Source organism: Streptomyces sp. W16 (genome assembly GCF_033194735.1).
Lineage (GTDB): Bacteria > Actinomycetota > Actinomycetes > Streptomycetales > Streptomycetaceae > Streptomyces.
In genome coordinates this window covers 1-11,577 of record NZ_JAWOAI010000324.1, presented here as the reverse complement: position 1 = coordinate 11,577, position 11,577 = coordinate 1, and the positions used below count along the sequence as shown (strand labels likewise).

The 11,577-nt window shown below is 70.7% G+C and carries 12 protein-coding genes and 2 pseudogenes; 8 read left to right on the top strand and 6 right to left on the bottom strand.

Going from position 1 to position 11,577, the window contains the following annotated elements; all coding sequences use genetic code 11:
- A partial coding sequence (locus R6V09_RS33700) for an aldehyde dehydrogenase family protein (RefSeq protein WP_317885255.1) occupies window positions 1–1,207 on the top strand: 1,207 nt, incomplete at its 5' end.
- A gap of 11 nt (window positions 1,208–1,218) precedes the next feature.
- Window positions 1,219–2,301 carry a Zn-dependent alcohol dehydrogenase gene (locus R6V09_RS33695; RefSeq protein WP_317885254.1) on the top strand — a complete coding sequence of 361 codons (1,083 nt, stop codon included), beginning with the start codon at window positions 1,219–1,221 and terminating at the stop codon, window positions 2,299–2,301.
- 10 nt (window positions 2,302–2,311) lie between these two features.
- Here the strand turns inward: R6V09_RS33695 and R6V09_RS33690 are convergent, their stop codons facing one another.
- Window positions 2,312–3,256, bottom strand: coding sequence for a DMT family transporter (locus tag R6V09_RS33690; protein ID WP_317885253.1), 945 nt, complete (start codon window positions 3,254–3,256; stop codon window positions 2,312–2,314).
- A 168-nt stretch (window positions 3,257–3,424) separates the two neighbouring features.
- On the opposite strand from R6V09_RS33690, the gene R6V09_RS33685 reads away from it, so the two are divergent.
- The gene (locus tag R6V09_RS33685) at window positions 3,425–4,357 is read left to right on the top strand and encodes an acetamidase/formamidase family protein (RefSeq protein WP_317885252.1); all 933 of its coding nucleotides are present in this window, start codon (window positions 3,425–3,427) and stop codon (window positions 4,355–4,357) included.
- Between the two features lie 99 nt (window positions 4,358–4,456).
- Here the strand turns inward: R6V09_RS33685 and R6V09_RS33680 are convergent, their stop codons facing one another.
- Window positions 4,457–5,095 (bottom strand): TetR/AcrR family transcriptional regulator, encoded by a 639-nt coding sequence (locus tag R6V09_RS33680; protein ID WP_317885251.1) that lies wholly within the window; start codon window positions 5,093–5,095, stop codon window positions 4,457–4,459.
- Between the two features lie 107 nt (window positions 5,096–5,202).
- On the opposite strand from R6V09_RS33680, the gene R6V09_RS33675 reads away from it, so the two are divergent.
- From R6V09_RS33675 to R6V09_RS33665, 3 genes are all read left to right on the top strand, one after another.
- A complete protein-coding gene (locus R6V09_RS33675) occupies window positions 5,203–6,354 on the top strand; it encodes an acyl-CoA dehydrogenase family protein (RefSeq protein ID WP_317885250.1) in 1,152 nt (383 codons plus the stop codon).
- Between the two features lie 77 nt (window positions 6,355–6,431).
- On the top strand, window positions 6,432–6,719 hold the full coding sequence (locus tag R6V09_RS33670) for a YiaA/YiaB family inner membrane protein (RefSeq protein ID WP_317885249.1): 288 nt from the start codon (window positions 6,432–6,434) through the stop codon (window positions 6,717–6,719).
- Between the two features lie 73 nt (window positions 6,720–6,792).
- Window positions 6,793–7,416 carry a TetR/AcrR family transcriptional regulator gene (locus tag R6V09_RS33665; protein ID WP_317885248.1) on the top strand — a complete coding sequence of 208 codons (624 nt, stop codon included), beginning with the start codon at window positions 6,793–6,795 and terminating at the stop codon, window positions 7,414–7,416.
- A 25-nt stretch (window positions 7,417–7,441) separates the two neighbouring features.
- Here the strand turns inward: R6V09_RS33665 and R6V09_RS33660 are convergent, their stop codons facing one another.
- Window positions 7,442–7,903 carry a MaoC family dehydratase gene (locus tag R6V09_RS33660; protein ID WP_317885247.1) on the bottom strand — a complete coding sequence of 154 codons (462 nt, stop codon included), beginning with the start codon at window positions 7,901–7,903 and terminating at the stop codon, window positions 7,442–7,444.
- Between the two features lie 125 nt (window positions 7,904–8,028).
- Between R6V09_RS33660 and soxR the strand changes: the two are divergent.
- Window positions 8,029–8,511, top strand: a pseudogene (soxR, locus tag R6V09_RS33655) (redox-sensitive transcriptional activator SoxR); the annotation flags it as partial.
- Here soxR and R6V09_RS33650 read toward each other — a convergent pair.
- The gene (locus tag R6V09_RS33650; protein WP_317885246.1) at window positions 8,461–9,528 is read right to left on the bottom strand and encodes an RNA ligase (ATP); all 1,068 of its coding nucleotides are present in this window, start codon (window positions 9,526–9,528) and stop codon (window positions 8,461–8,463) included. The pseudogene soxR and the gene R6V09_RS33650 overlap by 51 nt on opposite strands.
- A gap of 148 nt (window positions 9,529–9,676) precedes the next feature.
- Between R6V09_RS33650 and R6V09_RS33645 the strand changes: the two genes are divergently transcribed.
- The gene (locus R6V09_RS33645) at window positions 9,677–10,411 is read left to right on the top strand and encodes a hypothetical protein (protein ID WP_317885245.1); all 735 of its coding nucleotides are present in this window, start codon (window positions 9,677–9,679) and stop codon (window positions 10,409–10,411) included.
- Here the strand turns inward: R6V09_RS33645 and R6V09_RS33640 are convergent.
- Window positions 10,357–11,085, bottom strand: coding sequence for a 3-keto-5-aminohexanoate cleavage protein (locus R6V09_RS33640; RefSeq protein WP_317885244.1), 729 nt, complete (start codon window positions 11,083–11,085; stop codon window positions 10,357–10,359). The genes R6V09_RS33645 and R6V09_RS33640 overlap by 55 nt on opposite strands.
- Window positions 11,086–11,121: 36 nt before the next feature.
- A pseudogene (locus R6V09_RS33635) lies at window positions 11,122–11,577 on the bottom strand (hypothetical protein); the annotation flags it as partial.

Genomic DNA, 11,577 nt, shown 5'->3' with positions numbered 1-11,577 from the left:
CCCGCCCGCCGAACGCGCCGCCCGCCTGGCGGCATTGCGGGACGTGCTCGTGTCCCGCAAGGAAGAGATCGCCGAGACGGTCACCGCCGAACTCGGCTCCCCGCTCGCCTTCTCGCAGGCCGTCCACGCGGGCGTGCCGATCGCGGTCGCGGGTTCCTACGCCGAACTCGCCGCGACCCACGCCTTCGAGGAGAAGGTCGGCAACTCGACGGTCTACCAGGAGCCGATCGGCGTGGTCGGCGCGATCACCCCCTGGAACTACCCCCTCCACCAGATCGTCGCCAAGGTCGCCCCCGCCCTCGCGGCAGGCTGCACGGTGGTGCTGAAGCCCGCCGAAGACACCCCGCTCACCGCCCAGTTGTTCGCGGAGGCGGTCGACGAGGCGGGCATCCCGGCCGGCGTCTTCAACCTCGTCACCGGCCTCGGCCCGATCGCCGGCCAGGCCCTCGCCGAGCACCCGGGCGTCGACCTGGTCTCCTTCACCGGCTCCACGGCGGTGGGCCGTCAGATCGGTGCCACGGCGGGCGCCGCGATCAAGAAGGTCGCCCTCGAACTCGGCGGCAAGTCCGCCAACGTCATCCTGCCGAGCGCCGACCTCGCCAAGGCCGTCAACGTAGGCGTCGCCAACGTGATGTCCAACTCCGGCCAGACATGCAGCGCCTGGACCCGCATGCTGGTCCACCGCGACCAGTACGACGAGGCCGTCCGACTCGCCGCGACCGCCGCCGCCAAGTACGGCGACCGCATCGGCCCGGTCGTGAACGCCAAGCAGCAAGCCAGGGTGCGGAGTTACATCGAGAAGGGTGTGTCGGAGGGCGCGCGGCTGGTGGCGGGCGGTCCCGAATCCCCGTCCGAGCAGGGCTACTTCATCAGCCCCACCGTGTTCGCCGACGTGACCCCCGACATGACGATCGCGCAGGAGGAGATCTTCGGCCCGGTCCTCTCCATCCTCCGCTACGACGACGAGGACGACGCCGTGCGCATCGCCAACGGCACGGTGTACGGCCTGGCGGGCGCGGTGTGGGCCGGTGAGGAGGCGGAAGCGGTCGCGTTCGCACGGAGGTTGGAGACCGGGCAGGTGGACATCAACGGCGGACGCTTCAACCCCCGTGCCCCGTTCGGGGGTTACAAGCAGTCGGGTGTCGGCCGGGAACTCGGCGCGCACGGACTGTCCGAGTACCTCCAGACCAAGTCCCTCCAGTTCTGAGGAGTGTTCGCATGGTCCGCGCAGCCGTACTGCCCGCCGTGGGCGCTCCGTTGGAGATCGCCGAGATCGACCTCCCGGACCCCGGCCCCGGCCAGGTCCGTATCCGCCTCGCCGCCGCCGGGGTCTGTCACTCCGACCTGTCCCTGACCAACGGCACCATGCGTGTGCCGGTACCGGCGGTCCTCGGTCACGAGGGCGCGGGCACGGTGGTGGCCGTGGGGGAGGACGTCGCCCACATCTCACCCGGCGACTCCGTCGTCCTCAACTGGGCCCCGTCCTGCGGCACTTGCCACGCCTGCACGCTCGGCGAGGTCTGGCTCTGCGTCAACGCCCTCAACGGCGCCGCCGACGTCTACGCCCACCGTGCCTCCGACGGCACCGACCTCCATCCCGGCCTGAACGTGGCCGCGTTCGCCGAGGAGACGGTCGTATCGGCCGCCTGTGTCCTGCCGCTCCCGGACGGAATCCCGTTGACGGACGCGGCACTTCTGGGCTGCGCCGTCCTCACCGGCTACGGCGCCGTCCACCACTCGGCGCAGGTACGGGAGGGCGAGACGGTCGCGGTCTTCGGCGTCGGCGGAGTCGGCCTCGCGACCCTCCAGGCGGCCCGGATCGCGGGCGCCACGAAGATCGTCGCCGTCGATGTCTCCCCGGAGAAGGAGGAGTTGGCGCGCGCGGCCGGAGCCACCGACTACGTGGTCGCCTCCGAGAACACGGCCCGCGAGATCCGCGCCCTCACCGGAAAACAGGGCGTCGACGTCGCCGTGGAGTGCGTCGGCCGGGCGGTCACCATCCGCACCGCCTGGGAGACCACCCGCCGGGGCGGTCGCACCACGGTCGTCGGCATCGGCGGCAAGGACCAGCAGGTCACCTTCAACGCCCTCGAACTCTTCCACTGGGGACGGACGTTGAGCGGCTGCGTCTACGGCAACTCCGACCCGGCGAAGGACCTCCCGGTACTCGCCGAACACGTGCGTGCCGGACGCCTGGACCTGGGCGCACTGGTGACGGAACGGATCGAACTGGCCGGGATTCCGGCCGCGTTCGAGAACATGATGGCGGGGAAGGGCGGCCGGGCACTGGTGGTGTTCTGAACCGCCTTGTCTACGGGACCTGTTCGGGCTCCGGGTCAGTGGCGGTGGTCGCAGCCTGCTCCACCTCCGCCTTCGCATGCGGCCGGGACCGCGACACCGCCACGCCCGCGAGACACAACACCCCGCCCGCCAGGGTGAGCAGCCCCGGCACCTCGCCGAGCGCCAGCCACGACATCAGGACGACCAGCGCGGGCACGGCGTACGTCGTCGCGCCCATGCGGCTGGCGGTCGTACGGGCGAGGGCGTAGGCCCAGGTGGTGAAGGCGAGGGCGGTCGGGAAGATGCCCAGGTAGACCATGTTGAGCGTGGCGGAGACGGGCGCGTCGGCCGCCTGCTGGACGAGCTGCCCCGCGAACGGCAGGCAGAGCACCGCCCCGATGAGGCACCCGAACGTCGTCACCTGGAGCGCGCTGGCCCGGCCGAGGGCCGGCTTCTGGGCGACGACCCCACCGGCGTACGCGACCGCCGCGAGCAGACACAGCACCACACCGAGCACGGACGAACCGCCCTCGCCCGACATCGACAGCCCCACGGTCACCGCACCGGCGAAGGACACCGCCATCCCCGCGAGCAGCCGCGGCGGCATCGCGTCACCGAGCAGCCGCGAGCCGAGCAGGGCGATGAGAATCGGCCCGATGTTCACGACGAGAGCGGCGGTACCGGCGTCCACCTCCTGCTCGCCCCAGTTCAGGACGACCATGTAGAAGCCGAACCACAGCGCGCCCGAGATCGCGATCCCCCGCCAGGCGGACCGGGGCGGCACCCCTTCCCGCCGTACGAGACAGAGCACCCCCAGCGCCAGCGCCCCGCTCGTCAGCCGCCCCAGGGCCAGGGCCCCCGGTGAGTAGGCGGATCCGGCGCTCCGGATGGACACGAAGGCGGAGGCCCACAGCACGACGGTGACGACGGCGGCTGCGGCGGCGGTCGCTTCGGCGGGGCGGGCGGGTTTCTTCATGTCCCGAGGTTATGCGGGGGCAGGGCGGCGGCGCTGGCGGAAATCGGACGTCAGGTTCGGGGTGCGGGCGTGATGCCTATGGGGTTAGATCTATTGCCTGGGAGGCTTGACGTCGACTCGGTCGGAGGGGCAGAGTCCGGCACAAGTGCCGACAGGTGAGGACGTCCGATGAGCCACCACCCCGTACCGAAGCGTGTGCATCGCCTGTGGTCGACGGAGCACGAGCCCGTGCTGGAGGTCGAGGACGGCGACACCGTGTCGTTCGACCTCACCGAGGCCACGGACGGACAGTTCGACCCGGCGTCGACGGTCCAGGCGGTCGCGGGATTCGACTGGGACCGGGTCTATCCCCTGGCCGGACCCGTCCTGGTCAAGGACGCCGAGCCGGGCGACGTACTGGAGGTGGAGTTCCTGGAGCTCAGGTCGGTCGACTGGGGCTGGACGGCCGTTCTGCCCGGACTCGGCCTGCTCAGCGAGGACTTCCCCGACGCGCACCTCCACCTGTGGGACCTGACCGGCGGAGACACGGCCAACTTCCTCGACGTGGCCGACATCCCAATCCGCCCCTTCTGCGGGGTGGTTGGAGTCTGCCCAGACGTCACCGAACCCCAAAGCGTCCTGCCCCCGGGCCACTTCGGCGGCAACGTGGACTGCAAGGACCTGGTGGTCGGCACCAAGCTTTACCTCCCGGTCCAGGTACCGGGCGCCCGCCTCAGCCTCGGCGACCCCCACGCCGCCCAGGGTGACGGCGAGTTGTGCGTCAGCGCGATCGAGGCGTCCCTGTCGGGCGCGGCCCGGATCCGCCTGCACAAGGGCCGCCGGATCGCGGCCCCCCAGTTCGAAACGGCAGGCCCACTCCGCACGGACGCCGACCGCGCCGGCCACTACGCCACGATGGGCGTGGCCCCCGACCTCATGCGCGCCGCCCAGGACGCGACCCGAGCAATGATCGACCACCTCGGCACCCGCTACGGCCTGGCCCCGATCGACGCATACGTCCTGTGCAGCGTGGCCGTAGACCTGAGAATCACAGAGGTGGTGGACGCCCCGAACTGGGTGGTCTCGGCGTACCTACCGAAGGCGATCGTCCGGGCTCTTTGAAGGCATGCGGTACCTGTCAGGGGCGCGGGGAACTGCGCGACCAGCCACGACGGAGCGGTACTCGGCAAAAAACAGAACCCCCCACCCCCATAGCCGCCCCTACCGACCGGCCACTTCCGAGAACTGCCGAGCCAACCCCTCCAGCAACGCAGCCAACCCCACCTCAAAAGCCCGCTCATCGATCTTCTCCTGCTGCTCGGCAAGAAGATGCGCCTGCCCAAGATGCGGATAATCGGCCGGATCGTACGCACTCGCGTCGTCCACAAACCCCCCGGCGAACGACCCGAGCGCCGACCCCATGATGAAGTACCGCATAAGCGCCCCGATCGACGTGGCCTGCGCAGGCGGCCACCCCGCATCCACCATCGCGCCGTACACCGCGTCCGCGAGCCGCAACCCCGCCGGCCGCCGCCCAGGCCCGGTCGCGAGCACAGGCACGATGTTGGGATGGTCACGCAGGGCGGACCGATAGGACACGGCCCAGTCGTGCAGCGCGGTACGCCAGTCCCGGCCGTCCTCGAACATCGACAGATCGACCTGCGCGCTCACCGAGTCCGCGACCGCCTCCAGAATCTGGTCCTTGGTGCGGAAGTGGTTGTAGAGCGAGGGCCCACTCACCCCCAGCTCGGCAGCGAGCCGACGTGTGGACACGGCCGCGAGGCCTTCCGTGTCCACCAGCACACGGGCCGTCGCGACGATCCGGTCGGTGCTGAGGAGGGGCTTGCGCGGTCGGGCCATGGCGCACATAGTAGGGCTGCGAGAGCGAAACTAGCAGTGCTAATTTAAATGTGCAGTAGTCGATGTGCACCAGTCGATGTACGGCCTTTCATTTGGGGTGACGCGCGATGGACCTGGGACTGAGCGAGGAGCAGCAGGCCGTACGGCGGCTCGCCAAGGACTTCGTGGACCGTGAGATCGCCCCGCACGTCATCGCCTGGGACCGTGCCGAAGAGGTCGACCGGTCGATCGTGAAGAAGCTCGGCGGGGTCGGCTTCCTGGGGCTGACCATCGACGAGGAGTACGGCGGCTCGGGCGGCGACCATCTCGCGTACTGCCTGGTCACCGAGGAACTCGGACGCGGCGACTCCTCCGTGCGCGGCATCGTCTCCGTGTCGCTCGGCCTGGTCGCCAAGTCGATCGCGGCCTGGGGGAGCGAGGAGCAGAAGCGGCGCTGGCTGCCGGGGCTCACCTCCGGCGAGTACGTCGGCTGCTTCGGCCTCACCGAACCCGGCACCGGCTCCGACGCCGGCAACCTCACCACCCGGGCGGTCCGGGACGGCGACGACTACGTCGTCAACGGCACCAAGATGTTCATCACGAACGGCAGTTGGGCCGACGTCGTGCTGCTCTTCGCCCGCGCCACCGACGCCCCCGGCCACAAGGGTGTCTCCGCCTTCCTCGTGCCCACCGACACCCCCGGCCTGACCCGCCGCACCATCCACGGCAAGCTCGGCCTGCGCGGCCAGGCGACCGCCGAACTCGTCCTCGAAGACGTGCGCGTCCCCGCTTCCGCGATGCTCGCCCCCGAGGGCAAGGGCTTCTCGGTCGCGATGTCCGCGCTGGCCAAGGGGCGGATGTCGGTCGCGGCGGGCTGCGTCGGCATCGCCCAGGCCGCGCTGGACGTGGCCGTGCGCTACGCCGGCGAGCGCGAGCAGTTCGGCAAGCCCATCGCCCACCACCAGCTCGTCCAGGAACTGATCAGCGACATCGCCGTCGACGTGGACGCGGCCCGGCTGCTGACCTGGCGGGTCGCCGACCTGATCGACCGGGGCCTGCCCTTCGCCACCGAGTCCTCCAAGGCCAAGCTCTTCGCCTCGGAGGCCGCCGTCCGCGCCGCGAACAACGCCCTCCAGGTCTTCGGCGGCTACGGCTACATCGACGAGTACCCGGCCGGCAAACTGTTGCGCGACGCCCGCGTGATGACCCTCTACGAGGGCACCAGCCAGATCCAGAAACTGCTCATCGGGCGTGCGCTGACAGGCGTTTCGGCGTTCTGAGCCAGGTCCTTTGTGACTACACGGGCTGAGTATCCGCACGGATGTGGCGAGGCTCCTGTCTGCCGCATCGTGGACCCATGAGTGACACACCGGTCAGACAGCAGACCACGGCCGCCTATCACGGCCAGGCCGTCGCCTCTTTCGCGATCGCCCTCTCGGCGACCGCCATCGGCATCTTCCGGCTCCACGCCGACACCTGGGTACGGGCCTTCCTCGGCATCGCCGTCCTCTACCTGGTCACCTCCGCCTTCACGCTCGCCAAGGTGGTCCGCGACCGTCAGGAGGTCGGCCAGATCGTCAGCCGGGTCGACCAGGCCAGGCTGGAGAAGCTCCTCGCCGAGCATGACCCCTTCGAAAAGCTCTGAGCGGCCAGACTAAGCGCTCGCTCAGGTTCGGCGGTATGGTGGAGCCCTTGTCATCGAGAGGGGCTTACGAGCGATGAGTACGGCGGAGGAGACGACCGCGGGCGACCCGCAGGCCTGGGCAGAGGTCACGCCCCACGCGGCCCGGCGACTGCTGATCGCCGCCGTGGAGGCCTTCGCCGAGCGCGGCTACCACGCGACGACCACCCGGGACATCGCCGGCCGCGCCGGGATGAGCCCGGCCGCGCTCTACATCCACTACAAGACCAAGGAAGAGCTGCTCCACCGGATCAGCAGGATCGGCCACGAGAAGGCCCTCGACATCCTGCGTACGGCGGCGGGGCGCGAGGGCAGTGCCGCCGAGCGGCTCGCCGACGCCGTGAGCTCCTTCGTCCGCTGGCACGCGGGCGGTCGTACCACCGCGCGGGTCGTGCAGTACGAACTCGACTCGCTCGGCCCGGACGCCCGCGCCGAGATCCTCGCGCTGCGCCGGCAGGTCGACGCCGAGGTGCGTGGGATCGTCGAGGACGGGGTGGCGGACGGCTCCTTCGACGTGGCGGACGTGAAGGGCACGACTCTCGCGATCCTGTCCCTGTGCATCGACGTGGCCCGCTGGTTCAGTCTCGACGGGCCCCGGACGCCCGACGAGGTCGGCGCGCTCTACGCCGACCTCGTACTGCGGATGGTGGGGGCCAAGTAGCCGCCGCCGTGCGGAGGTTGGCCGCTCAGAGGTAGTAGCGCGACACCGACTCGGCCACGCACACCGGCTTGTCGCCGCCCTCGCGCTCCACGGTGAACGCGACGCTCACCTGGACGCCGCCCGGCACGTCGTCGACGCCGGTGATCGTCGCGGTGGCGCGCAGCCGGGAGTCGACCGGGACCGGGGCGGGGAAACGGACCTTGTTCGTCCCGTAGTTGACGCCCATCTTCACGCCCTCGACCTTGATCAGCTGCGGCCCGAAGAGCGGGAGCAGCGACAGGGTGAGGTAGCCGTGCGCGATGGTCGTCTTGAAGGGGCCTGCCGCCGCCTTCTCCGGGTCCACGTGGATCCACTGGTGGTCGCCGGTCGCGTCCGCGAACAGATCGATCCGCTTCTGGTCCACCTCCACCCAGTCGGTGTACCCCAACTGCTCCCCGACCGCCGCCCGCAGGTCGTCGACGGAGGTGAAGATCCTCGGCTCTGCCATGTCCCGGCCTCTCACGTCATCCAGCATCACGCGTCTCGAAATGCCTAAGCAACTGCTTAGCATGGTCGCATGCCGGGCCGCTGTCAACGGACCACCGGCGCCGGCGGATGGGTAGGGTTCGAGGGGTGCCCCAGATTCCCGAGAAGATCCACGAGCTCACGGTGGGACAACTCGCCGCACGCAGCGGCGCCGCCGTCTCCGCCCTGCACTTCTACGAGGCCAAGGGCCTGATCAGCAGCCGCCGCACCACGGGAAACCAGCGCCGGTACACCCGTGACACCCTGCGCCGGGTCGCCTTCGTGCGGGCCGCCCAGCGCGTCGGCATCCCGCTGGCCACCATCCGCGAGGCGCTCGCCGAACTCCCCGAGGAGCGCACCCCGACCCGCGAGGACTGGGCCCACCTCTCTGAGACCTGGCGCTCCGAACTCGACGAACGCATCAAGCAGCTCAACCGCCTCCGCGACCACCTCACCGACTGCATCGCCTGCGGCTGTCTGTCCCTGGCGACCTGTGTCCTGTCCAACCCGGACGACGTGGTCGGCGAACGGGGCGCGGGTTCACGGCTGATGACGGAACCGGGGGAACGCCGAAAGGGCCGCGCTCACCGCCTTGGCGATGGCACGGCCGCCGGTCACGGGGCTGTACCGCTCCACGGCCGGCCGGATCACCACGCCCTCCCGCAGATGCAGCCCCCGCCCGGACACGGTCTCCCGTCCGCTCGCGACCTCCAGCACCCGCTCGATGTCGTACGGCCCCTCGTGCAGCCGTGGCACCAACGGCAGCTCCCCGTCGAGCAGTTCGGCAGCGTCCAGCCAGCGCACCGACCCGTCGATCTCGGCGGACACGTCGAACACGGCGTATCCGAGCGTGGTGCGTCGTCCGTCGGCGCCGTAGGTCAGGTCCTGCACGCCCGCGCCGAACACCTCGCCGAAGATCCCGACCCGGCGCGCGCCGAGCCGCTCGGCGAGGCGGGCGGCGGCCTCGGGGACGCCGTGGCCGTGCACCGCCCGCCAGTACAGATTGCGCGGATCCTCCTTCAGGGCAAGGGACTTGGCGCCGAATCCCTTCGAGGAGACCTGTACGCGGCCGTCCTCGGCGAAGTAGGTGAGCAGGCAGGCCGAGCCGTGCAGTTTCTCGGTCAGGACCACAGCCTCGCCCGGTTCGAATATCCCGGGAAACCGCTGGATGTTCTCGATGTCCACCCAGGGCAGCAGATCGGGGGCGGCCTCGACGTCTCCGTTCATCGTGGGCGGGATCGGCGGCACCCACTTGACGATGCCGAGCAGTTCCGCGAAGTCGGTGCCGTCCAGGGCGGCCCGGGCCAGATCCACGTCCGCGAGCGCCTTGGGCCGGCACACGATGCCCTGCGACAGCTCACCGCGCAGACGCACGGCTTTGACCCGGTCCGCGTTGCTTCCCGCGAGGCGTCCCGTCAGCCCCAACTCCTCGATCAGCGCGGCCGGGAGCACGGACTGCTCGGGGATGTAGACGGCGGTGTCGCCGGTGCGGTACGCGCCCTTGGCGACGACGGCCCGGTACAGGCCGACCTGGGCCAGTTCGAGGGCGTCGGCGTTCGGGTGTTCGTGGACGGTCAGCACTTCGGCGGTGACGCGCAGCGTCGACATCGGGACTCCTCGGGTTCCTCAGTTGTGTTTCATCACCTTCAACTGTCCCCATCCGAAAGGGGTGGAGCGAGCGGGTTTGTGGCTGCTAGCGTCGTTCTCTTCGGCCGGCGGCGACGCCGTGCACGGAGTACCGACGGGGCCAACTCCCATGTTCTCTGCCGCACTTGACGCCGCCCTGGCGGACATCGACACGGTCTTCAACGGATTCGCCAGCCCGCACGAGACCGGCTGCGGATTCTGCCACGCGCCCGAGGAGACCGCGCTTCTGCGCACGCCGTACACGCGCGTGCCCCTGGACGTGGTGCAGTACTACCTCTTCGAGGTGCCCGACCACTTCGACGACCACTCGGCCGTGATGCGACGCCTACTGCCGCAGGCCGCACGGGCGATGGCCGAGGGCACCCTGGGCTCGATCGGCTACGGCGCCCATGGACTGAGCCGGGTGGACTGGCGTTCCTGGCCGGCCGAGCAGGCCGCCGCGATCGAGGCCTTCCTGCGCGCCTGGTGGCAGGACACCCTCACCCTGCCCGAGCCGCCCTACGGCATCGACGACACCTTCGAGACCTGCGCCACGATCGCCGGGACCGTGCTGCCGTTCCTGGACGGGTGGATACCGGGCCCGGTCGCGGACGCGCATCTCGCGCACTGCTCCGACAGCTGGCTCGACGACCTGCTGTCCGACTCCTCCCCGTTTCCGAGGTGGTACGACGACAGCGAGGACACCGGCGTGGCGGATCTGCGCACCTGGCTGGCCGGCCCCGGTGCCGTCCGCCTCCGCGCCCGGGGCGACTCCGATCTGGCCGTGCGGGCCGAGCTCGTCGCGCTGCCCTACGACGAGCGCTGGGCGCACCCGTACTGGACCAACGCCTCGGCGACCAACTGAGCGTTGGACAGGGCCCGTTCACCGTCCGGCAGGAACAGGGTGTCCTCCAGGCCCATCCGGGTCGCGAGCCCCAGCCGCCCCGCCAGTCGGAGCACCGGCCAGGCGCCGCCGTCCTCGCCGTGCAGCAGCACCGGGCGGCCGTGATCGGTGCCGAGCTCGGTGAGGAGTGTGCGGGCGGACGCCTCGGCCGTGTCCGCATCCGGGTCGGTCACCTCCGCGAGGACCCGCAGCGCCTTCGAGCGGAGTGGTGAGACGGCGAAGCGGGCGGCCCCGTCCGTGCCGGACCAGATGCCGGCCTCCACTCCGACGCCTCGGTCCAGCAACGCCGCCGCGACCTCCTCGGCGCCCGGCTCGTGCCAGTTGACCGAGGCGTGGTCGGGCAGCACGGTCCAGCCGCGCACCCGCTCCAGCCGGGCGGCGGGCTCCGGCTCGGCCCAGGCACCGGTGGTCACACCGACCGGCACGGTCACCCGCGCCCGTATCACGTCCAGCGTCACCGCGATGACGCGCGGTGACAAGGTGTCGTCCCCGCAAGGGGACTTGGGATGGACGTGTACATCGGTGGCCCCCACCGCGACAGCCTCGGCCGCGGCGTCGGCCATCGCCCCCGGCGAGACCGGCACCATCACCCCGTCGACGGCCCCACGGACCCCGTTGAGACAGACCTGCACCATGCCTCGATGGTGCCACCCGCCACTGACAACGCCCTCTCACGCCCATACCCACCGAATCCCGACCCGGCAGGGCCCCACCCCCAACGCCACCGCGTGCACCGACCCCGACGCGTCCACCCGTAGCCGTTGCTCTCTGGGCCGCGCGGCGCCGGCGTGGGAGTCGAGGCCGTTCGTGCGGAACGAGTAACACGCGCGTGGCAATGACCCTTTCGCGAAGCGGACCTCCAGGAGGTGTTCGCGCATCGGCACATGAATGGTCGTCTCGGCGCGCAGGGAGTACGGACGCGGGTCCCGATGCTCCACCGTGTAGTCGACGATCACGGTCTCGCCGCGCGCCAGCGGGCGGTCGAAGAGCAGCTCCGCGGCCACCAGCCCCTCGGCGGGCAGTTCGACGACGGTGCCCAGCCGGGCCGGGGCCGCCAGGCGGAACTGCGGCAACGGGCCGGGGGCGTCGAGACGGTACAGGGCGATCCAGCGGTCCGCGCCGTCCGC

Bases quoted from the DNA above. Each gene is read 5' to 3' on its own strand.
- R6V09_RS33695 (WP_317885254.1), top strand. From the start codon at position 1,219: ATGGTCCGCGCAGCCGTACTGCCCGCCGTGGGCGCTCCGTTGGAGATC.
- R6V09_RS33690 (WP_317885253.1), bottom strand. From the start codon at position 3,256: ATGAAGAAACCCGCCCGCCCCGCCGAAGCGACCGCCGCCGCAGCCGCC.
- R6V09_RS33685 (WP_317885252.1), top strand. From the start codon at position 3,425: ATGAGCCACCACCCCGTACCGAAGCGTGTGCATCGCCTGTGGTCGACG.
- R6V09_RS33680 (WP_317885251.1), bottom strand. From the start codon at position 5,095: ATGGCCCGACCGCGCAAGCCCCTCCTCAGCACCGACCGGATCGTCGCG.
- R6V09_RS33675 (WP_317885250.1), top strand. From the start codon at position 5,203: ATGGACCTGGGACTGAGCGAGGAGCAGCAGGCCGTACGGCGGCTCGCC.
- R6V09_RS33670 (WP_317885249.1), top strand. From the start codon at position 6,432: ATGAGTGACACACCGGTCAGACAGCAGACCACGGCCGCCTATCACGGC.
- R6V09_RS33665 (WP_317885248.1), top strand. From the start codon at position 6,793: ATGAGTACGGCGGAGGAGACGACCGCGGGCGACCCGCAGGCCTGGGCA.
- R6V09_RS33660 (WP_317885247.1), bottom strand. From the start codon at position 7,903: ATGGCAGAGCCGAGGATCTTCACCTCCGTCGACGACCTGCGGGCGGCG.
- R6V09_RS33650 (WP_317885246.1), bottom strand. From the start codon at position 9,528: ATGTCGACGCTGCGCGTCACCGCCGAAGTGCTGACCGTCCACGAACAC.
- R6V09_RS33645 (WP_317885245.1), top strand. From the start codon at position 9,677: ATGTTCTCTGCCGCACTTGACGCCGCCCTGGCGGACATCGACACGGTC.
- R6V09_RS33640 (WP_317885244.1), bottom strand. From the start codon at position 11,085: ATGGTGCAGGTCTGTCTCAACGGGGTCCGTGGGGCCGTCGACGGGGTG.